The 19,586-nt window shown below is 51.7% G+C and carries 19 protein-coding genes; 11 read left to right on the forward strand and 8 right to left on the reverse strand.

Annotated features, from left to right (window positions below; translation table 11 throughout):
• Nucleotides 1–104 precede the first annotated feature (104 nt).
• From NNO04_RS09110 to NNO04_RS09140, 7 genes are all read left to right on the forward strand, one after another.
• Nucleotides 105–1,469 carry a glycoside hydrolase family 28 protein gene (locus NNO04_RS09110; RefSeq protein WP_271444378.1) on the forward strand — a complete coding sequence of 455 codons (1,365 nt, stop codon included), beginning with the start codon at nucleotides 105–107 and terminating at the stop codon, nucleotides 1,467–1,469.
• Nucleotides 1,470–1,511: 42 nt separating this feature from the next.
• Entirely contained in the window at nucleotides 1,512–3,068 is a 1,557-nt protein-coding gene (locus NNO04_RS09115; protein ID WP_271444379.1) for an MFS transporter, read from the forward strand.
• A gap of 47 nt (nucleotides 3,069–3,115) precedes the next feature.
• Nucleotides 3,116–4,363: an MFS transporter gene (locus tag NNO04_RS09120; protein ID WP_271444380.1), complete on the forward strand. Its 1,248-nt coding sequence runs from the start codon at nucleotides 3,116–3,118 to the stop codon at nucleotides 4,361–4,363.
• A 70-nt stretch (nucleotides 4,364–4,433) separates the two neighbouring features.
• Entirely contained in the window at nucleotides 4,434–5,351 is a 918-nt protein-coding gene (gene osmF / locus NNO04_RS09125; RefSeq protein WP_271444381.1) for a glycine betaine ABC transporter substrate-binding protein OsmF, read from the forward strand.
• 15 nt (nucleotides 5,352–5,366) lie between these two features.
• On the forward strand, nucleotides 5,367–6,533 hold the full coding sequence (locus NNO04_RS09130) for an ABC transporter permease (protein WP_271444382.1): 1,167 nt from the start codon (nucleotides 5,367–5,369) through the stop codon (nucleotides 6,531–6,533).
• Entirely contained in the window at nucleotides 6,526–7,473 is a 948-nt protein-coding gene (locus NNO04_RS09135; protein WP_271444383.1) for an ABC transporter ATP-binding protein, read from the forward strand. Before NNO04_RS09130 ends, NNO04_RS09135 begins: the two co-directional genes overlap by 8 nt.
• A complete protein-coding gene (locus tag NNO04_RS09140) occupies nucleotides 7,457–8,188 on the forward strand; it encodes an ABC transporter permease (RefSeq protein WP_271444384.1) in 732 nt (243 codons plus the stop codon). The genes NNO04_RS09135 and NNO04_RS09140 overlap by 17 nt, the downstream gene beginning before the upstream one ends.
• On the opposite strand, the gene NNO04_RS09145 is transcribed toward NNO04_RS09140, so the two are convergent.
• Entirely contained in the window at nucleotides 8,169–8,276 is a 108-nt protein-coding gene (locus NNO04_RS09145; protein ID WP_012906443.1) for a protein YohO, read from the reverse strand. The two genes, NNO04_RS09140 and NNO04_RS09145, sit on opposite strands and share 20 nt — an antisense overlap.
• A gap of 59 nt (nucleotides 8,277–8,335) precedes the next feature.
• Nucleotides 8,336–9,067 carry an HTH-type transcriptional regulator MlrA gene (gene mlrA / locus NNO04_RS09150; protein ID WP_271444385.1) on the reverse strand — a complete coding sequence of 244 codons (732 nt, stop codon included), beginning with the start codon at nucleotides 9,065–9,067 and terminating at the stop codon, nucleotides 8,336–8,338.
• Between the two features lie 222 nt (nucleotides 9,068–9,289).
• Between mlrA and NNO04_RS09155 the strand changes: the two genes are divergently transcribed.
• The 3 genes from NNO04_RS09155 (at nucleotide 9,290) to NNO04_RS09165 (ending at nucleotide 12,340) form a co-directional block, all read left to right on the forward strand.
• Nucleotides 9,290–10,975: a sensor histidine kinase gene (locus NNO04_RS09155; protein WP_271444386.1), complete on the forward strand. Its 1,686-nt coding sequence runs from the start codon at nucleotides 9,290–9,292 to the stop codon at nucleotides 10,973–10,975.
• On the forward strand, nucleotides 10,972–11,691 hold the full coding sequence (gene btsR / locus NNO04_RS09160) for a two-component system response regulator BtsR (RefSeq protein ID WP_271444387.1): 720 nt from the start codon (nucleotides 10,972–10,974) through the stop codon (nucleotides 11,689–11,691). Before NNO04_RS09155 ends, btsR begins: the two co-directional genes overlap by 4 nt.
• A gap of 178 nt (nucleotides 11,692–11,869) precedes the next feature.
• Nucleotides 11,870–12,340 (forward strand): DUF1456 family protein, encoded by a 471-nt coding sequence (locus NNO04_RS09165; protein WP_271444388.1) that lies wholly within the window; start codon nucleotides 11,870–11,872, stop codon nucleotides 12,338–12,340.
• 107 nt (nucleotides 12,341–12,447) lie between these two features.
• On the opposite strand, the gene metG is transcribed toward NNO04_RS09165, so the two are convergent.
• On the reverse strand, nucleotides 12,448–14,484 hold the full coding sequence (gene metG / locus NNO04_RS09170) for a methionine--tRNA ligase (RefSeq protein WP_271444389.1): 2,037 nt from the start codon (nucleotides 14,482–14,484) through the stop codon (nucleotides 12,448–12,450).
• 164 nt (nucleotides 14,485–14,648) lie between these two features.
• Between metG and apbC the strand changes: the two genes are divergently transcribed.
• Entirely contained in the window at nucleotides 14,649–15,758 is a 1,110-nt protein-coding gene (gene apbC, locus NNO04_RS09175; RefSeq protein WP_203360679.1) for an iron-sulfur cluster carrier protein ApbC, read from the forward strand.
• A 233-nt stretch (nucleotides 15,759–15,991) separates the two neighbouring features.
• Here apbC and NNO04_RS09180 read toward each other — a convergent pair whose 3' ends face one another.
• The 5 genes from NNO04_RS09180 to NNO04_RS09200 form a co-directional block, all read right to left on the reverse strand.
• Complete coding sequence (locus tag NNO04_RS09180; RefSeq protein ID WP_271444390.1) at nucleotides 15,992–16,315, reverse strand: RcnB family protein; 324 nt, start codon at nucleotides 16,313–16,315, stop codon at nucleotides 15,992–15,994.
• A gap of 470 nt (nucleotides 16,316–16,785) precedes the next feature.
• On the reverse strand, nucleotides 16,786–17,568 hold the full coding sequence (locus NNO04_RS09185) for a hypothetical protein (protein WP_271444391.1): 783 nt from the start codon (nucleotides 17,566–17,568) through the stop codon (nucleotides 16,786–16,788).
• Between the two features lie 120 nt (nucleotides 17,569–17,688).
• Nucleotides 17,689–18,051, reverse strand: a complete 363-nt coding sequence (locus NNO04_RS09190) for a hypothetical protein (RefSeq protein ID WP_271444392.1) — start codon at nucleotides 18,049–18,051, stop codon at nucleotides 17,689–17,691.
• Nucleotides 18,051–18,305, reverse strand: coding sequence for a hypothetical protein (locus NNO04_RS09195; protein ID WP_271444393.1), 255 nt, complete (start codon nucleotides 18,303–18,305; stop codon nucleotides 18,051–18,053). Before NNO04_RS09195 ends, NNO04_RS09190 begins: the two co-directional genes overlap by 1 nt.
• 50 nt (nucleotides 18,306–18,355) lie before the next feature.
• Nucleotides 18,356–19,321 (reverse strand): YadA C-terminal domain-containing protein, encoded by a 966-nt coding sequence (locus NNO04_RS09200; RefSeq protein ID WP_271444394.1) that lies wholly within the window; start codon nucleotides 19,319–19,321, stop codon nucleotides 18,356–18,358.
• Nucleotides 19,322–19,586: the final 265 nt, after the last annotated feature.

Genomic DNA, 19,586 nt, shown 5'->3' on the forward strand with positions numbered 1-19,586 from the left:
CGTGAAGCGTCTCACTGTTACGTTAAAAAGCCTGTTTTCGCCGCGGGCGAGAGAGAGAAAAACTTCGTTAAATGCCGTCCAATACACTTGTGACAGGTAGGACTATGAAGCTCTCTTTAGAAAATAGCTCGCTTGATAAAACCGGTAACACGGTGGTCACCGCGCAGCTTCAGCAAATGATTGATGAGATTGGCAGGGCGGGCGGCGGTATGCTTACCCTCACGCCGGGTGTTTATCGCACCGGTACGCTGGTACTCCCTTCTAATTTTACGCTGCACCTCGAGGCCGGTGCGAGTCTGGTTGCCAGCGCCAATGCTGAGGATTATCAGGCGGTAGAAACGGTCACGATGGCTGAATTGTCACGCATGGCGCTGATTTATGCCCGTGGCCAGCACCACATTACGCTCAGTGGTGAAGGCCGCATTGATGGCGAGGCGACCCATTGGTTTGCCGCGCAGCCGGACGCTCAAGGCTATCGACTGCCGAAAAACCAACGTCCGCGTTTGCTGGTGCTGGAAGGCTGTGAACAAGTCCGCATTCGCGATATTACGTTGTATGACGCCCCGATGTGGACTGCGCATCTGGTGAGCTGTAACCACGTCTATATCCGCAACCTGACCATTGATAACGATCTGACACTGCCGAACACCGATGCGCTGGATATCGACAGCTGCCAGCACGTGCATATCAGCGACAGCTACTTCAGCGCGGCGGATGACGGTATTTGTCTGAAGACCACCAACAAGCCTGCCTCGCTACAACAGCCTATTCGCAACGTGGTAGTGAATAACTGCATTGTTCGTTCGAAAAGCTGCGCCATCAAGATTGGCACCGAAACGTTCGCCGATATCGAAAATATCACCCTGTCCAATTGCACGATTTTTGAATCTAACCGCGGGATTGGCCTGGTGTCACGTGACGGCGGACGTTTTCAGAAGATGGTGTTCAGCAACATCCTGTTTGACTGCCTCCATGCGCACCCTTGCCACTGGGGGAAAGCCGATCCGATCTACATTTCTGTGCGCCATCGCGCGCCGGACATTATGCCTGGCGTCGTTTCGAACATTACGTTCAGCAACCTGGCAGGGACTGCGGAAGGGGCAATTAACCTGCACAGCGAAACGGCAGGCATGATCCGCGATGTTACGTTCAATGGGGTCTGTATCGAACAACAGGTCAGCACTTCTCAGGAACAAGGACTCTACGACATTCGTCCGCCGTGCAATCCAGAACGCCCAACAGGTATGGGACTGGATAACGCCTACAACGTTAACCCGCAGACCGGTCGCGCCCACGGCGTTGAAGCCTTCCCCGGCGGATTGCCCGTGTTTTATGCCAACGGCGTCACGGGGTTGCGGTTGTCGGGCATCACTGCTCGCCGCCCGGTAACGCTGCCTGCTCACTGGAACACACAACCCATCGTATTGCTCAACGTTCAGGACTGCCTGACGGATTCTCCCTCTGTATGAGGGAAATGCTCTGTATGCCTTCTCAGTGACTGGGGATAGAAAATGATAAAAAAAGCACGTGAAATTAAGATGCACAATTACGTCTGCTATGGTCTTGCAGATGTGATTGGCTCCGGCGCCTTCACTCTGGTGAGTGCATGGCTGCTGTTCTTTTTAACCACTTTTTGTGGACTGACGCCGATTCAAGCCGGTTCACTGTTTGCCGTGGCGCGTATCGTTGATGTGATCATGTGCCCGTTAATGGGCTACATCTCTGACAACTTCCACAAAACGCGTCTGGGCCGTCGTTTTGGCCGCCGCCGTTTTTTCCTGCTGCTGAGTATCCCGCTGGTGGCGGTGTATAGCTTGCTGTGGGTGGAAGGCTTCAACTACTGGATGTATCTGCTGGTCTACATCCTGTTTGAAGTGGTGTACTCCATGATCATCATCCCGTATGACACGCTTTCTGCGGAGATGACGTCCGACTTTAACAAACGTTCGAAACTGACCAGCGCGCGTATGTACATCGCACAGCTTGCCGGTTTTGCCGCGGCGTTCCTGCCAGGACGACTGATCTCTTACTTTGGCGCCGATTCGTCAGACTCGTTTTTCTATGCGGGCGCTATCTTTACCGTGTCGTTCATGATCGTGCTGTTCTTTGTTTACTTCGGCACCTGGGAACGCTCCCTGGAAGAGATCGAACAAAACGAGCGCAAAATTGATGAGACGGAAAAACAGCCTCTCGGTACCCGTATTTACAATATTTACTACGATTTCGTCTCCACGCTGAAAATCAAAACCTTCCGTTCACATCTAGGGATGTATTTGGGCGGCTCCGTCGCTCAGGATATCTTCAACTCCGTGTTCACCTATTTTGTGGTGTTCGCGCTGATGACCTCCTCTGTAATGGCCTCAAACCTGCTGGCGATGATCAACGGTCTGCAATTCTTCGGTGTTGGTCTGGCGACCTGGTTAACGCTGCGCTACTCGCCTGCTCGCGCATTTGCCACTCAAGGGACGTTGGCTGTACTGGCGTTCATTCTGTTTGCTGTCACCTGGCTGAACGGCTCAACCAGTATGGCGATGCTGTATCTGGCGGCGGGTATTGCCGGTCTGGCGCGCGGTGGTATTTATGCCATTCCGTGGAACAACTACACCTTTGTGGCTGACGTGGATGAAATCCTCACCTGTAACCGTCGTGAAGGGATCTTCGCCGGGTTCATGAGCCTGCTGCGTAAAGCCTCCCAGGCGCTGTCTATTTTCCTGGTCGGTGTGGCACTGCAGATGGCCGGTTTTGTCTCCGGGCAAACCAGCCAGCCAGAGTCTGCCATCAACATGATCATGATAATTATGATTGTCCTGCCGATGCTCCTCACCCTGTGGGGGATCTGGTCTGCATTCCAGTTCAAGGTCAATAGCCGGACCCACGCGATCCTCAATGAAGAGGTTGCCCGTCTCAAGCGTGGTGAAAGCAAAGCGACCGTCAGTGCTGAAAACAAAGCTGTTATCGAAAGCCTGACCGGGATGCCGTACGAACAGTGCTGGGGTGAAAACACCGTTGGCTACATCAACCGCAGCCATATGAAATCGCAGTCTGCTGCCCAACTAAAAAATGCCTGAAGACCGGGGCGGACAGCAATGTCCGCCTGCTATTGGAAGAGAACAAAATGACTGAACAGAGCCTGGTGATGCAACAAGGGCTATGGGCGCGGATGGGATTACCTCGCGAACTTTGCTGGGGATTTATCGGCGTTTTTCTTTTTATTACGGGCGCAACAATAGAACAAAGTTGGCTCTCCTCAATGCTGCAACAACGGGGTTTCTCTCCGTTTGATATCAGCCTGTTGTCATCTATATTTGGCCTGTGCGTAGCGGCAATCTCCTGGTTTTCCGGTATCGGTGCCGGGGTTCTGGGATTACGCCGTTTAATGTGGGTTGCGACGGTGGTGTACTTTATCGGTTCTGTGCCGTTTATCTTTGTCGCCTTACCGCAAAACAACTACCCGTTAATGGTCGCCACCTATGCGTTGCGCGGTATCGCATACCCGCTGTTTGCCTACTCGTTTCTGGTGTGGATCAACCAACGCTGTGAGATTCGGATTCTGGGGCGCGCCGTTTCCTGGTTCTGGATTGCGTTTGGTGTTGGCATGACCATCGTCGGCCCGTGGTATTCAAGCCTGATGATTGCAAAATGGGGGGAAACCAACACCCTACTGAGTGGCTTTATCTTTGTCCTGTGCGGCGCGTTTTGTGCGTTGGTCCTGAACCGCGATCGTCCCGACTGGCAACGCGGTCAGGCGCTGGGACCGGCGCTTCTGGAAGGAATAACCGTACTGGCGCGCGAACCGAAAATGCGTCTGGCGGTAGTGGTGAAAACCATCAACGACATTGGTAAGTTTTCACTGGTGATCCTGATGCCGGTGTACCTGCCCCGGTTTGGCTTCAGCATCGCGGAGTGGCTGACGATTTGGGGCCTGGTCAACGTCATCAATATTTTCTCCAGTTATCTGTTTGGCTGGTTAGGTGACACCATTGGCTGGCGTAATACGGTGATGTGGTTTTCCGGCACGCTGTGTGGGGTTGCCTCGCTGGCGGTCTGCTACGCGCCGGTGTTGTTCGGTCATAGCGAACTGGCGTTGTTCCTGGCGCTGTCGATTTATGCGGTCGGGCTTGGGGCGTTTGGGCCACTGAGCGCACTGATCCCCTCGTTGTTGCCGCAAAATAAAGGGGCGGCCATTTCGTGTCTGAACCTGGGCTCCGGGTTAAGTAATTTCGCCGGACCGTTTATTGTGACGCTGTGCGTCGGGCCGTTGGGCGTGGAGGGCACCCTGTGGGTGATCGCCATTCTCTATTTTGCCGCCAGCCTGTTGACGGTACCGCTGAGATTGCCTGATAACCCGCAATCACCAGGTTAACCTCTGACTTTTCGTCTATGCTTTTTCCTCAAGTCTCTGAAAAGGGCAGCAAAAGAGTGAGGAAAGCGACATGACAATCTCAAAGCTATGGTTGAGCTCACTGGCGCTGATGGCGGCAGTGAGCTTACCTGTACAGGCTGCATCTCCTGTTACCGTCGGGTCGAAGATCGATACCGAAGGGGCGCTGCTCGGCAATATTATTCTGCAAGTGCTGGAAAGCCACGGCGTTAAAACAGTCAATAAAGTGCAACTGGGCACCACGCCTGTGGTGCGCGGGGCGATCACCTCCGGGGAACTGGATATTTACCCGGAATATACCGGTAATGGCGCCTTCTTCTTCAAAGATGAAAACGATCCGGCGTGGAAGAATGCCGAGGCCGGTTTTGAAAAAGTCAAAAAGCTGGACGCTGAGCAAAATAAACTGGTCTGGCTCACGCCTGCGCCTGCAAATAATACGTGGACCATCGCCGTACGTCAGGACGTGGCAGAAAAGCATAAACTGGCTTCGCTTGCCGATCTGGGGCGTTATCTGAAAGAGGGCGGTGAGTTTAAGCTTGCGGCGTCGGCTGAATTTATCGAGCGCACCGATGCGCTTCCCGCCTTTGAAAAAGCCTATGATTTTAAACTGAATCAGAACCAGTTGCTGTCGCTGGCCGGTGGCGATACGGCGGTCACCATCAAAGCCGCCGCCCAGCAAACCTCCGGCGTCAATGCGGCAATGGCGTACGGCACTGATGGGCCGGTCGCGGCGCTGGGTCTGCAAACGTTAAGCGATCCGAAAGGTGTTCAACCCATATATGCCCCCGCGCCGGTGATTCGCGACGCGGTGCTGAAAGCGCATCCGCAAATCGCCGAATGGCTACAGCCGGTCTTTGCCAGTCTCGATGAGAAAACGTTGCAGCAATTAAACGCCAGCATCGCCGTGGAAGGGCTGGATGCAAAAAAAGTGGCGGCAGACTACCTGAAGCAAAAAGGGTGGGTGAAGTAACTGAATTTGTCTGCAATGCGTAAAGTGTCAAAGGTCAGTATCAATCGCGTGCTGTTGCTGCTGGTTCTCCTGAGCGCCATTGCGGCTGCGCTTCCTTTCGTGAACTACGCCCCGAACCGACTGATGTCTGGTGAAGGGCGTCAGCTCTGGGATATCTGGCCGGACATCACAGGGGGACTGGTGGGCGGATTCGCGCTCCTGCTTGCCCTGTGTCTGTTCCCTGGCCAACGCGGTGCAGTCGCGACGCTGGTGGTCGTGCAACTGCTGCTAACGGGCGTACTCATCGCGGCCGGAAGCGCGGCGACGCATCTGACTCAGACTGGCAGCCTGCTGGCGCGTACCAGCCTCGGCAGCGGTTTTTGGCTGGCGCTGGGCATTGCGCTTCTGGCCTGTAGCGATGCGATTCGACGTATCAGTGTACACCCGCTGTGGCGCTGGATATTGCACGCGCAAATCGCTGTGGTGCCGCTGGCGCTGTTGATTTCTGGTGCCTTCAACGACCTCTCGTTACTGAAAGAGTACGCCAACCGTCAGGATGTTTTTGATGATGCGTTCGCGCAGCATCTGACGCTGCTGGTCGGTACGGTGGTGCCTGCATTGCTGATTGGCGTACCGCTGGGGATCGGCTGTTATTTCTCAGCAGCGCGTCAGGGGGCTATTTTTGCGGTTCTGAATGTTATCCAGACGATTCCTTCTGTCGCGCTGTTTGGCCTGTTGATTGCGCCGCTTGCCGGGCTGGTGAAACAGTTCCCCTGGCTGGGAACCGTGGGGGTGGCTGGCACTGGACTGACGCCAGCGCTGATCGCCCTTGTGCTGTATGCATTATTACCGCTGGTGCGTGGCGTGGTCGCAGGGCTCAATCAGGTGCCGCATGAGGTTCTGGAAAGCGCCAGAGCCATGGGGATGAGTCTTCGCCAGCGTTTTATCCATGTCCAGTTGCCGCTGGCGCTGCCGATTTTCTTACGCAGTTTGCGGGTGGTGATGGTACAGACCGTCGGTATGGCGGTGATCGCCGCGCTTATCGGCGCCGGAGGATTTGGCGCGCTGGTGTTTCAGGGATTGCTCAGTAGCGCCGTTGACTTAGTTTTGCTGGGGGTCGTTCCGGTCGTTGCGCTGGCAGTCGTTATCGATGCGCTGTTCGATTTAGTGGACGCACTCCTGAAGGTCAAACACGATGATTGAATTTAGCCATGTCAGTAAATCGTTTGGCGAACAAAAGGCCGTCAGCGATCTCAACCTGCATTTTCGTGAGGGCAGTTTTTCGGTTCTGATTGGGACATCTGGCTCCGGTAAATCCACCACGCTGAAGATGATTAACCGGCTGGTGGAACATGACAGTGGGCGGATCCGCTTTGCTGGTGAAGAGATTCGTAGTTTGCCGGTGCTGGAACTGCGCCGACGGATGGGATACGCCATCCAGTCGATTGGACTTTTTCCCCACTGGACGGTGGCGCAGAATATTGCCACGGTGCCGCAACTGCGGAAATGGTCGCGTTCGCAAATTGATGACCGCGTAGAAGAATTAATGGCGCTTCTGGGGTTAGAGGCGGGGCTGCGTGAGCGTTACCCTCATCAGCTTTCCGGTGGTCAACAGCAGCGGGTGGGCGTGGCGCGCGCGCTGGCGGCCGACCCGCAGGTATTGTTGATGGACGAACCGTTCGGCGCGCTGGACCCGGTGACTCGCAGCGCGTTACAGCAGGAGATGACCCGCATTCATCGCCTGCTGGGGCGCACTATCGTGCTGGTGACGCACGACATTGATGAAGCACTACGCCTCGCTGAGCATCTGGTGCTGATGGATGGTGGCGAAGTGGTGCAACAGGGAACGCCGCTGGAGATGCTCATGTCTCCTGCCAATGATTTCGTACAGGCGTTTTTTGGCCGCAGCGAGCTTGGCGTACGGCTGCTGTCGCTTCGTCATGTGGGCGATTTTGTCCGGCGTCAGGAGCGGCTTGCCGGTGAGGCGCTGGCAGAAGAAATGACCCTGCGCGACGCGCTTTCCGCCTTTGTCGCGACGGGGCGCGACGTTTTGCCGGTGGTTGATCAACAGGGTATTCCCTGCGGGACGCTCCATTTTCGTGATTTACTTTCAAAGACGATAGCTCATGAAACCTCTGCGTGATCCGCTGTTATGGCTCATTGTCGTGTTTCTGCTGTTGCTGGTGAGCTTGCCGCACAGTCAGGCGCTGTTTGGCGCGCTGTTTCCCCAACTACCGCGCCCGGTTTATCAGCAGGAAAGTTTTATCGCACTGGCGTTGGCGCACTTCTGGCTGGTGGGGATTTCGAGCGTGGTTGCTGTGGCGATAGGCGTTGGGGCGGGAATTGCAGTGACACGTCCGTGGGGGAGCGAATTCCGTCCGTTGGTCGAAACCATTGCGGCGGTTGGACAAACCTTTCCACCGGTGGCGGTGCTGGCGATAGCGGTTCCGGTGATGGGATTCGGTCAGGAACCGGCGATCATCGCCCTGATCCTTTATGGCGTGCTACCGGTTTTGCAGGCTACCCTGGCAGGGCTGGGGGCAATCCCACAGAGTGTGGTCAGCGTGGCGCGTGGGATGGGGATGAGTCGCGGGCAGCAGTTGCGCAGCGTTGAACTTCCTTTGGCGGCACCGGTGATTTTGTCCGGTATTCGAACGTCGGTGATTATCAATATTGGAACAGCGACTATTGCCTCAACGGTGGGAGCCAGCACGCTGGGCACACCCATTATCATTGGGCTCAGCGGGTTTAACACGGCCTATGTGATTCAGGGCGCGGTACTGGTGGCGCTCGCAGCAATCATTGTTGATCGTGTTTTTGAACGTCTCGGGCAATACCTTACCCGGCATGCAAAATAAACGTATAACCTGCGAGCATGACGCCGCCAATGCCACCGATGGCCATCAGCAGGAAGAGGGTAATAACACCGATTTTAGCTGCGCTCATTTTGCACTCCTTATGTTAACGGAGCGATTATATGATAAAGCGTATTTGTTAATGAACCATTAAATGCCGAGTAGATGAATATCGTGACCCTGCGCAAGCCATTCAGCAAGCTGTTGCTGCTGGCCGGGGGTCTGGTTTTCGCCGCACCAGATGAGTAACGTTCGACCATCAAATAGCTCCGGGCGCAACTGATTCAGTGAATGAGGCAGTACGTCAACGCGCCATCCCTGCTGACTGGCGATCCACCCCTCCAGCCATAATCGCGTGGTATCGTGAATATTCCAGCCGACGACCAGCGCATCTTTTCCCTGCTTTTTACGAGCCGAGGCCAGACAAATCGCAATGTAATTAATGAGTACGCCGTCGAGAATACCCAGCAGCGCTTGTAGGGTAGGCTGCTGGCATTGCAAGCGTCGTCGCAGGGGAATCAACAAGTGTGTGGTGAGTGTTTGGGCGGGGTAATCCTGGCCACGTTCTTTGATCCACAGTCTGAGGCTCTGCAGATTGTTGCTTTGCAAATAGTGCAACAGAGTCTCTTGCTGTTCGCGCCAGCCGTTCTGTAAATCGATATTATCATTGCTCAGTAGCATTTTGACCTTGCTGACCTGCACGCCATTGTCTATCCAGCGCTTGATCTCACGGATCCTGTCGATGTCCGCATCGTTAAACAGGCGATGACCACCGTCGGTTCGTTGCGGTTTCAACAATCCGTAACGTCGCTGCCACGCGCGTAATGTGACAGGGTTGATATCACAAAGCAAAGCCACTTCACCTATCGTGTAAAGCGCCATCGTCTCACCCTTGCTCGCGAGGTCCCAGTTTTACTGTAGACGCTCTTTTGCGAACCAGGTAGTTTTGGCTGTTTATTGTTCTGGCGTGGGGTGAAATTGTGCGCACACGCGCGCTTTTGAGTGATCGTTCTCACGATTTGATGTTTTTATGCAACAGTTCAAAGAAAGTTTAACGGACTCAATGTATGTTACGCGGTTTTAAGTGATGTGTGGTTAGCGGGTATGTACGAGTTCAATCTGGTGTTGCTGCTGCTTCAGCAGATGTGCGTGTTTTTGGTTATCGCGTGGTTGATGAGTAAAACGCGTCTGTTTATCCCGCTGATGCAGGTCACGGTTCGTTTACCGCATAAATTCCTCTGCTATATCATCTTTTCTATTTTCTGCATTATGGGCACCTGGTTTGGCCTGCATATTGACGACTCTATCGCCAACACGCGTGCTATTGGCGCGGTGATGGGCGGTTTGCTGGGGGGACCGGTTGTCGGTGGGCTGGTGGGACTGACCGGTGGCTTACATCGTTACTCAATGGGCGGTATGACGGCGCTCAGTTGCATGATTTCTACCATTGTCGAAGGGCTGCTGGGAGGGCTGGTTCACAGCGTGCTGATTCGTCGTGGCCGGACCGATAAAGTCTTTAGCCCGCTGACGGCGGGGGCGATTACCTTTGTGGCTGAACTGGTGCAGATGCTGATTATTCTGCTGATTGCCCGTCCGTTTGAAGATGCGCTGCATCTGGTTAGCAACATTGCGGCGCCGATGATGGTGACCAACACCGTCGGGGCGGCGTTGTTTATGCGTATTCTGCTCGACAAACGCGCGATGTTTGAAAAATACACTTCGGCGTTTTCGGCGACCGCGCTGAAAGTGGCGGCCTCCACGGAGGGTATCCTGCGTCAGGGCTTTAACGAAGTGAACAGCATGAAAGTGGCGCAGGTGCTGTATCAGGAACTCGATATTGGCGCGGTGGCGATTACCGATCGGGAAAAACTGTTGGCGTTTACCGGTATTGGCGACGATCACCATTTACCAGGGCGACCCATCTCATCGACCTATACCTTGAAGGCGATTGAAACCGGAGAGGTGGTCTACGCCGATGGCAATGAAGTGCCTTACCGGTGTTCATTGCACCCACAGTGCAAATTAGGTTCGACATTGGTTATCCCGCTACGTGGAGAGAACCAGCGGGTCATGGGCACCATTAAGCTGTATGAAGCGAAAAATCGGCTCTTCAGCTCGATCAATCGCACACTGGGGGAGGGGATCGCCCAGCTATTGTCGGCGCAGATTCTGGCAGGTCAGTATGAGCGGCAAAAGGCGCTGCTTACTCAGTCGGAAATCAAATTGCTGCACGCGCAGGTGAATCCTCATTTTCTGTTTAATGCGCTCAACACCATTAAGGCGGTGATCCGCCGTGACAGCGAGCAGGCAAGCCAGCTGGTGCAGTACCTTTCGACCTTCTTTCGCAAAAATTTAAAACGCCCATCGGAGATTGTGACCCTTGCCGATGAGATTGAGCATGTGAATGCCTATTTGCAGATTGAGAAGGCCCGCTTCCAGTCTCGTCTGCAGGTGACGCTGACCGTGCCGGAGGCGCTTTCGTACCAACAACTGCCCGCATTTACCCTGCAACCTATCGTAGAAAATGCCATCAAACATGGGACTTCCCAGCTATTGGGAACCGGCGAGGTCTCCATTACCGCGCGCCGGGAAGGGCAATATCTGATGCTGGATATTGAAGACAATGCCGGATTGTATGAACCCACTCACAATGCCAGCGGCCTCGGAATGAACCTGGTGGATAAACGACTGCGGGAGCGATTTGGCGACGACTACGGCATCAGCGTGGCCTGTGAGCCCGATCGTTTTACCCGAATAACTTTACGACTTCCTCTGGAGGAACACGCATGATTAAAGTGCTGATTGTGGATGACGAGCCGTTAGCGCGGGAAAATCTGCGGATCCTGTTACAGGTTCAGAGTGATATCGACATTGTGGGTGAATGTTCAAATGCCGTGGAAGGGATTGGTGCGGTGCATAAACTGCGCCCTGACGTCCTGTTTCTGGATATTCAGATGCCGCGCATCAGTGGGCTGGAAATGGTGGGGATGCTCGACCCGGAACACCGTCCTTATATCGTCTTTCTGACGGCGTTTGACGAATATGCCGTTAAAGCTTTCGAAGAACATGCTTTTGATTATTTGCTCAAGCCCATTGAAGAAGCGCGGCTGGAGAAAACGCTGGCGCGTCTGCGCCAGGAGCGGAGCAAGCAGGATGTTTCGGTACTACCGGAAAATCAGCAGGCATTAAAATTTATCCCCTGTACCGGACATAGCCGGATTTACCTGCTGCAACTGGATGATGTGGCGTTTGTCAGCAGCCGCATGAGCGGTGTCTATGTGACAAGTAGCGAAGGCAAAGAAGGTTTTACCGAGTTGACGCTCAGAACGCTGGAAAGCCGCACGCCGCTACTGCGCTGTCATCGCCAGTATCTGGTCAACATGGCGCACCTGCAGGAGATCCGCCTTGAGGACAATGGGCAGGCTGAACTGCTGTTGCGTAACGGGCAGACGGTGCCGGTCAGCCGTCGCTATTTAAAGACCCTGAAGGAGGCGCTGGGTCTGTAAATCATGTATACTCGTCGCGCTTCAAGTTGCAGCTGCGTTAGCTGCGCTCGCTCACCCCAGTCACATAGTTTTCTATGCTCCAGGGGATTCGTTCGCTTGCTGTCTTGCTGCAACTCGAATTGCTTAGAGTATAAAATTAGCCCCGCATTTTTTATTTTTCATCATCACCGAAGGCTCTATGGTCAGTAACGATATTTTACGCAGCGTCCGCTACATCCTGAAAATGAACAATAACGATCTGGTGCGTATTTTCGCGCTGGGGGAAGCCGAAATAACGGCAGAACAACTGGTTCCCTGGCTGCGTAAAGAAGATGAAGAGGGATTTGTGCGTTGTCCTGACATCATGTTGTCGTGCTTCCTGAACGGTCTGATTTATGAGAAACGTGGGCGTGATGAGTCGGCTCCGGCGTTAGCGGTCGAACGTCGTATTAACAACAACATTATGCTGAAGAAACTGCGCATCGCGTTTGCACTGAAAACCGATGATATCCTTGCTATTTTGACCGAACAGCAGTTCCGCGTATCAATGCCGGAAATCACTGCCATGATGCGCGCTCCTGAGCACAAAAACTTCCGCGAATGTGGCGATCAGTTCCTGCGTTATTTTCTGCGTGGGTTAGCGGTGCGCGAGCACGCCAAAAAAGCGTAAACGTCCCATGCCTGATGCGCGTCGCGCTATCAGGCGCTACCGGATAACAGTTTCACCACACTTTCCGACATAAAAAAACGCTGCCGAAGCAGCGTTTTTTATGCAGATTATTTTACCTGCTGACCCGGTTTCGCACCTTCATCCGGGCTTAACAGGAAAATGTCCTTTCCACCAGGGCCTGCGGCCATCACCATCCCTTCAGAGATGCCGAAGCGCATTTTGCGCGGCGCCAGGTTGGCGACCATCACCGTATGGCGACCGATCAGCACTTGCGGATCAGGATACGCCGTACGGATCCCCGAGAAGACGTTACGTTTCTCACCGCCGAGATCGAGCGTCAGACGCAGCAACTTATCGGAGCCGTCAACAAACTCAGCATTTTCGATCAGTGCGATGCGCAAATCTACTTTGGCGAAATCATCAAAGGAGATGGTTTCCTGAATCGGGTCGTCAGCCAGCGGACCGGTGACCGGGGTGCTGTTCAGCGCTTTCACTTCTTCTTTCGAGGCTTCCACTAACGCTTCAACCTGCTTCATATCGATACGGTTGTAGAGCGCTTTGAACACATTGACCTTGTGAGCGAGCAGCGGCTGTGCCATGGCATCCCAGCTCAGTTCTGTATTCAGGAACGCTTCCGCACGTTCGGTCAGCGTTGGCAGAACCGGCTTCAGATACGTCATCAGAACGCGGAACAGGTTGATGCCCATTGAGCAAATCGCCTGCAGGTCGGCGTCGCGGCCTTCCTGTTTCGCAACCACCCACGGCGCCTGTTCATCGACATAACGGTTGGCGACGTCAGCCAGCGCCATGATTTCACGGATCGCTTTACCGAATTCACGGCTTTCCCACGCTTCGCCAATCACCGCTGCGGCGTCGGTGAAGGTTTTATAGAGCGCAGGGTCGGCCAACTCAGAAGCCAGTACGCCATCAAAACGCTTGTTAATAAAGCCCGCGTTACGCGATGCAAGGTTAACCACCTTGTTCACGATATCGGCATTCACACGTTGCACGAAATCTTCCAGATTCAGGTCGATATCATCGATACGGGAAGAGAGCTTCGCGGTGTAGTAGTAACGCAGGCTATCGGCGTCAAAATGGTTCAGCCAGGTGCTGGCTTTAATGAAGGTGCCGCGCGATTTGGACATCTTCGCACCGTTCACCGTCACATAGCCGTGAACAAACAGGTTAGTCGGTTTGCGGAAGTTGCTGCCTTCCAGCATCGCCGGCCAGAACAGGCTGTGGAAGTAGACAATATCTTTACCGATGAAGTGATACAGTTCGGCAGTACTGTCTTTCTTCCAGTATTCGTCAAAGCTTACGGTGTCGCCGCGCTTGTCGCACAGGTTTTTGAATGAACCCATGTAGCCGATTGGCGCATCCAGCCAGACGTAGAAATATTTGCCCGGCGCATTCGGAATTTCAAAACCGAAGTACGGCGCATCGCGGGAGATGTCCCACTGTTGCAGACCGGATTCAAACCATTCCTGCATTTTGTTCGCGACCTGCTCCTGCAGCGCGCCGCTGCGGGTCCACGCTTGCAGCATCTCGCTGAAAGAGGGCAGGTCAAAGAAGAAGTGTTCAGAGTCACGCATCACCGGCGTGGCGCCGGAAATCACGGATTTCGGCTCGATAAGCTCAGTCGGGCTGTAGGTCGCGCCACACACTTCACAGTTATCGCCGTACTGGTCCGGGGATTTACATTTCGGGCAGGTGCCTTTGACAAAACGGTCAGGCAGGAACATGCCTTTTTCCGGATCGTAAAGCTGAGAGATGGTGCGGTTTTTGATAAAACCGTTCTCTTTCAGGCGCGAGTAAATCAGCTCGGACAATTCACGGTTCTCGTCGCTGTGCGTCGAGTGGTAGTTGTCATAGCTGATGTTGAAACCGGCGAAATCCGTCTGATGCTCCTGACTCATTTCGGTAATCATCTGCTCAGGCGTGATGCCCAATTGCTGTGCCTTCAGCATGATTGGCGTGCCGTGGGCGTCGTCTGCGCAGATGAAGTTAACCTGATGGCCGCGCATTCGCTGGTAACGGACCCAGACATCAGCCTGGATGTGCTCCAGCATATGGCCGAGGTGGATAGAGCCGTTTGCGTACGGCAGCGCGCACGTTACCAGAATTTTCTTCGCGACTTGAGTCATAGTAGGTATTACTTCTTCTCTATTAAAAGGGGGTTCTGATGTTACCTGAAAGGCCATAACTACGCCAAGCGATAAGGGCATTTATCCATAAATGAATATTTGTTACGACTGGAGTAGACTAGGTAGTTACAATCGTGTTTTCAGAACAACAAAAAGGAGTCGGGATGAACGCACAATCCCAGGCCAAATCACCAGAAACCTTGCGCGCTATGGTTGCCGGGACGCTGGCGAATTTTCAGCACCCCACTTTGAAGCATAATCTTACGACGCTTAAAGCGTTGCATCACGTTGCCTGGATGGATGACACGCTGCACGTTGAGCTGGTCATGCCGTTTGTCTGGCATAGCGCGTTTGAGGTGTTAAAAGAGCAATGCAGTGGCGACCTGCTGCGGATCACTGGCGCGAAAGCGATCGACTGGAAATTGTCGCACAACATTGCGACGCTTAAGCGCGTGAAAAACCAGCCGGGCATTAACGGGGTGAAGAACATCATCGCGGTCAGCTCCGGCAAAGGCGGAGTGGGTAAATCGTCTACCGCGGTGAACCTGGCACTCGCGCTGGCCGCAGAAGGGGCGAAAGTCGGCATTCTGGATGCGGATATTTACGGTCCGTCGATTCCAACCATGCTCGGTGCGGAAAACCAACGTCCAACGTCACCTGACGGCACCCACATGGCGCCGATTATGTCTCATGGGCTGGCGACGAACTCTATCGGCTATTTGGTGACAGAAGACAATGCCATGGTATGGCGTGGTCCAATGGCCAGCAAAGCGTTGATGCAGATGTTGCAGGAGACGTTGTGGCCCGATCTGGATTACCTGGTTTTGGATATGCCGCCGGGAACCGGTGACATTCAATTGACGCTGTCTCAGAACATTCCGGTGACGGGTGCTGTGGTCGTCACGACCCCGCAGGACATTGCGCTTATCGATGCCAAAAAAGGCATTGTGATGTTCGAGAAAGTCGAAGTGCCTGTGCTGGGTATTGTTGAAAACATGAGTATGCATATCTGTAGCCACTGTGGTCATCATGAGCCAATCTTCGGCACGGGCGGCGCGCAGAAGCTGGCAGAACAGTACCGTACTCAGTTACTGGGACAGATGCCGCTGCATATTAGCCTGCGCGAAGACCTCGACCGGGGGACGCCGACGGTGATCAGTCGTCCTGACAGTGAATTCACGGCCATGTACCGTGAACTGGCTGACCGTGTTGCCGCACAGCTGTACTGGCAGGGTGACGTTATCCCGGGCGAAATTGCCTTCCGCGCGGTCTAATATTCGTTAATTTACGCCGCTAACGCTTCGCTACATCAATATTAAATTGGTGTGGCGAAGGCTTTTAACCCGCTACGTCTGCCATTTCGCTTATCTTTTTTAAAGGTAACGCACATATCTGAAATCAAAACGCAACGCTATCTAAGTGATGGCAGAAAGCGTAAGAATGAATTTGCAGGGAATAATAGAGAAAAGGGTCTTTGTATCCCCCCCGGAAAAGAGGGGGAATTTATTTATCGATGATAAAAAATCTCGCCGTCATAGGCCTTCACGATTTTTCCATCGGTATCGTTGATCAGAACGTAAGCGCTACCCATGTAAGTCCAGTGAGTTCCCGCATCCGGTGCAGGCAAGTTGCGCTGTTGCCACTGCTTAATTTTGTACTCATCTGTCCGGTACAATTGCGGTACGGTATCCCCGGGTTTGAAATGGGTGAAGTCGGCAACAAATCCGCTTAATTCATACTGAGCGATGCCTGTTTTGGCTCCCGTAGCAGCCCAGGCGGTGCTGGTTGCTAACATCAGGACGCCGATCAACATCTTTTTCTTCATACCCATATACTCTCCACTTTCCACTTTATCGGGTCATAAAATTTAGCCGTGTATCATTCCCACCGCGTGGTATGTGTGACAAGCGATTTTTTGTAATCATATCCATTATTTCGTAAAAAGTGTAAACGAAAGTACGAATAAACGGTATTACTCCCCCGTAGTACCCTATGTAAACAGAGGTTTTAAGAATCATCCAGGTCAATGGATATTGTATGGCGCAGACAGAGTTTCGTGTTTCCTGCGCCAGGATATACCTGTATTACGGATCCAGGAGTGTGCGCCTGGCGTGTTTCCCAGGGTATTGCGTAGGCGTTATTTTTTGCTAATTTGCTAATGTTACTATTAATACTGACATAACCTTATGGACCGTTGGCTTTGAGTTGCTCAATACCGCGTTATCATCAATATTAACGACAAAAGAAGAGGCCAGCCTTAAATGTTCCATTACTCGCCTTTAGTATGTTCTAAGGTGAAAATTATTGCCCCCTGAATAAATAGCTCAGAAAACCATGCTTAGTCGGTTTTTCAGGTGTTTTGGGGGATGGCGGTTGTAAACTCTCCGCCAGATGTTCAGTTCTTTCTTTGATAACGCCAATAGCATTACGATAACGGATGTAAAAACTGTCAACATCGTGATATGAAGGATCAATTTTATTTTGTTCGTCTAACATGCTGCTAATGGATTGAAATGAAATTTGCCAACATTGATCAACAAATTGACTGCTCAAATCTGGCGTCAGGTTAGCTGATTCCGATAATTTATCAAAATGCAAAAGATGGGTAACAACAAAGTCATAAACAGCATCAAGTTTTTTGAAGGTCTCGGATAAGCAAAAAATACAGTATGCGGCATAGGCTTCACGATCATTACCACAAGGGCAATAGACGGAATATTGTTTACTTAACGCAATTGCAATGTCACGATACTTCGTCGCGCCATTGTATTCAACTTCATTCACCCCGTCAGCATAGAGTGGGCTACACGCTTTCAGGAATAACCTGAAATAGACTTTATTACACCAGTAATCATTATTGATCGCGACAAAATTTTCACTTTTCTCAAAATTATCAAGCATCAAACTTGTCGCCAGTTCGAGTGATTTTATATTGTCATCGTTGATATCTACCTTAGCCTGATTGAATACACGGAACAATTCAGAGACGTTAAAAAGCCCAAGACTGTTAGGTTCAAATTTAACTTTTCTATTACGCTCAGAAACAGAATTCACTAGCGCATTAATGTAAATGGGCTGTACCATATCACTCACCTTACCAAAAGAGAAAAATTGTTTTTATGCAAAGAGTAGCAGAGGTCGATATGTATTAAAAAATACTCAATAAAGTGTTTTATGACTGCCTGGTTTTGGTCCAGTTATCGCTTATTTTGCATATCCTGCAAATTGGTCATTCTTCATTACCGCAATTTTATGGTTTTTATAGGTGATGATTTTATAGATCCCTTGTTGCCATGTGGCACCGTATCCCCCGGATTCAATCACTGCAGCCGGTTTACCCTCTACCGTCACGCTCTCGTTAATTTTCCAGATGATTTTTAAACCGTCATAGTGCCTGGTGATTGTTTGACTATCAGAAGTAGCCTGGTGATGATCACAAGTACCGGCAGCGTCCTCTACTTGCGTACAGCCAGATTTCGCCAGCTTATCACGATAAGAATGACTGATAGCAAAAGCCGGAGAGCTGGCCAGGGTCACCAGAACCAGAGATATAATCAGTGTTTTCATTAATAGCCCTCGCTATTGGTGCTGTTGTGGTGGTGGTGAATCGGGTTGGTTTTATTACTGAACAGTGCGTTGGCGTTCTCCAGCGCTTGTTTCTCAGCAGCAGCATTAATGGCCGATTGACGGTTTTGATCTGCGATATAACAAGCATCACGGCTAACGCCCTGAGACTCACATGCTGCCATTCGAGAAGCGGAGGTCGAGCAGGCACTCAGAATAGTGCACACAGAAACCAGAACGAGAATACCTTTCATCATATACCTTTATCTATTTGAAATATGACTTCGTTTCAGGAGGAGTGTAATTATTAGAAACCGATGCCCACGCCCGCACCCATCGCAAAATCATTATTAGTTGAATCGCTAATACCTGCTTTAATAATGGCATTACTGCCTGCGTGGAAAGATGCGCCAACACTTAACGCTTGCTCATTTTTAAAAGAACCCGCTCCCGCAGAAACCATCATGGCCTGGCTTGCCTGAACCTGCGGCATTGACGCAATCGCAATTGCTGAAGCCGCACCGCTACGGGCCTCTTTTTTATTACTGTCGACTTCATCTTTTAACGAATTGAACTGCGCATTGCTGCTGGCTTGCTGCTGAGTGAAAAACTTTTTCGCATCCTGAAGGTCTTGAGCGACATTTGCCGATTGTTTGCTGGCACTCACAATCGCCTGGCTATTACTGGCGACTTTCGATTGCGTCGCGGTATCGATTTTCGTCACTGTGGTGGTGACGCCATTGCGTCCATCTTTGCCATCTTTTGGTTTAGGGGCGTCTTCAAGCGCTTTAATGCGCTTATCTTCGTGAGTATTTTGAGTCAACAATGCATCATTCACTTGCTGCTGGTCGGCTTTGTTGGTGGTGATTTGCGTTTGCAAATTCTTATCCCCACTTAAACGGTTAGCCGTTTCACTATCAACAGTGCTCTGATCCGCTTTGGTGTTAAATAAAATACCGATTTGATGATTATTAGAGGCAATTTGACCCGTGTGTAAATCGGCTTGTGTTTGAACATCATCCACTTTCTTGTTTACAACAATGACTGCATCCTTCGTACTGTTTAAATCAGCATCGACAGACGTAATGCGGTCGGTATTATTTTGAATCTGTTCCAGATCGTATGTTTTAACCGACTCATCAACCCCTTTAACACCGATAAAGGTATTAGTACCATCTATCGTACGGATATAACCAACGCTGGCAGCATGAGCAGAAGAAATGGCGATGGCGCTAAAAACAACGACAGAAACTGCAGATTTAACAAATTTCATTTAATTGTTCCCATAAAAAGTTAACATAAGCATTACTACTCTTATTTTTAAGCGTTGAGACGATCTTTGTCTCTTCCAGACAATATCTTACCGAGTGGTGACTCATTTCCTTTTTTAGTAACGCGAATAAACTATCCAGTAACGTGATAGGTTAAACTTTGACGCAGATCACGCATGGCACGAATAGCTAAAGCTTTGGGGGGTGAAAATATACCGTTATCCAGCTCAATAGAAGATTAGAGAATAAACGTAAGGAGTATTTAAT

It is taken from the genome of Citrobacter sp. Awk 4 (assembly GCF_028069725.1).
Lineage (GTDB): Bacteria > Pseudomonadota > Gammaproteobacteria > Enterobacterales > Enterobacteriaceae > Citrobacter_D.

Excerpts from the sequence above, each read along its gene's own strand:
- NNO04_RS09110 (WP_271444378.1), top strand. The coding sequence starts at position 105 with ATGAAGCTCTCTTTAGAAAATAGCTCGCTTGATAAAACCGGTAACACG.
- NNO04_RS09115 (WP_271444379.1), top strand. The coding sequence starts at position 1,512 with ATGATAAAAAAAGCACGTGAAATTAAGATGCACAATTACGTCTGCTAT.
- NNO04_RS09120 (WP_271444380.1), top strand. The coding sequence starts at position 3,116 with ATGACTGAACAGAGCCTGGTGATGCAACAAGGGCTATGGGCGCGGATG.
- osmF (WP_271444381.1), top strand. The coding sequence starts at position 4,434 with ATGACAATCTCAAAGCTATGGTTGAGCTCACTGGCGCTGATGGCGGCA.
- NNO04_RS09130 (WP_271444382.1), top strand. The coding sequence starts at position 5,367 with ATGCGTAAAGTGTCAAAGGTCAGTATCAATCGCGTGCTGTTGCTGCTG.
- NNO04_RS09135 (WP_271444383.1), top strand. The coding sequence starts at position 6,526 with ATGATTGAATTTAGCCATGTCAGTAAATCGTTTGGCGAACAAAAGGCC.
- NNO04_RS09140 (WP_271444384.1), top strand. The coding sequence starts at position 7,457 with ATGAAACCTCTGCGTGATCCGCTGTTATGGCTCATTGTCGTGTTTCTG.
- NNO04_RS09145 (WP_012906443.1), bottom strand. The coding sequence starts at position 8,276 with ATGAGCGCAGCTAAAATCGGTGTTATTACCCTCTTCCTGCTGATGGCC.
- mlrA (WP_271444385.1), bottom strand. The coding sequence starts at position 9,067 with ATGGCGCTTTACACGATAGGTGAAGTGGCTTTGCTTTGTGATATCAAC.
- NNO04_RS09155 (WP_271444386.1), top strand. The coding sequence starts at position 9,290 with ATGTACGAGTTCAATCTGGTGTTGCTGCTGCTTCAGCAGATGTGCGTG.
- btsR (WP_271444387.1), top strand. The coding sequence starts at position 10,972 with ATGATTAAAGTGCTGATTGTGGATGACGAGCCGTTAGCGCGGGAAAAT.
- NNO04_RS09165 (WP_271444388.1), top strand. The coding sequence starts at position 11,870 with ATGGTCAGTAACGATATTTTACGCAGCGTCCGCTACATCCTGAAAATG.
- metG (WP_271444389.1), bottom strand. The coding sequence starts at position 14,484 with ATGACTCAAGTCGCGAAGAAAATTCTGGTAACGTGCGCGCTGCCGTAC.
- apbC (WP_203360679.1), top strand. The coding sequence starts at position 14,649 with ATGAACGCACAATCCCAGGCCAAATCACCAGAAACCTTGCGCGCTATG.
- NNO04_RS09180 (WP_271444390.1), bottom strand. The coding sequence starts at position 16,315 with ATGGGTATGAAGAAAAAGATGTTGATCGGCGTCCTGATGTTAGCAACC.
- NNO04_RS09185 (WP_271444391.1), bottom strand. The coding sequence starts at position 17,568 with ATGGTACAGCCCATTTACATTAATGCGCTAGTGAATTCTGTTTCTGAG.
- NNO04_RS09190 (WP_271444392.1), bottom strand. The coding sequence starts at position 18,051 with ATGAAAACACTGATTATATCTCTGGTTCTGGTGACCCTGGCCAGCTCT.
- NNO04_RS09195 (WP_271444393.1), bottom strand. The coding sequence starts at position 18,305 with ATGATGAAAGGTATTCTCGTTCTGGTTTCTGTGTGCACTATTCTGAGT.
- NNO04_RS09200 (WP_271444394.1), bottom strand. The coding sequence starts at position 19,321 with ATGAAATTTGTTAAATCTGCAGTTTCTGTCGTTGTTTTTAGCGCCATC.